Annotated in this window: 1 rRNA gene; it reads right to left on the bottom strand. The window is 52.9% G+C overall.

What is annotated here, in order from left to right:
• Window positions 1–255, bottom strand: a 23S ribosomal RNA gene (locus IB248_RS31225); the annotation flags it as partial.

Here is a 255-nt window from a genome sequence, read left to right as displayed (position 1 = left end):
GAGTACTTAGGCTTGGAGAGTGGTCTCCCCATGTTCAGACAGGATTTCTCGTGTCCCGCCCTACTCTAGGACAATCATGCTATCTACGCGTACGGGGCTGTCACCCGCTACGGCCAAACTTTCCAGATTGTTCCGCTTTAAACACAATTGCCACTGGCCTGGTCCGCGTTCGCTCGCCACTACTTGCGGAGTCTCGGTTGATGTCCTTTCCTGCAGGTACTTAGATGTTTCAGTTCCCTGCGTTCGCTTCTTACA

Source organism: Rhizobium sp. RHZ01, assembly GCF_014851595.1.
In the GTDB taxonomy this organism is placed as follows: domain Bacteria; phylum Pseudomonadota; class Alphaproteobacteria; order Rhizobiales; family Rhizobiaceae; genus Rhizobium; species Rhizobium altiplani.
This window is presented reverse-complemented; position numbering and strand designations above follow the sequence as displayed.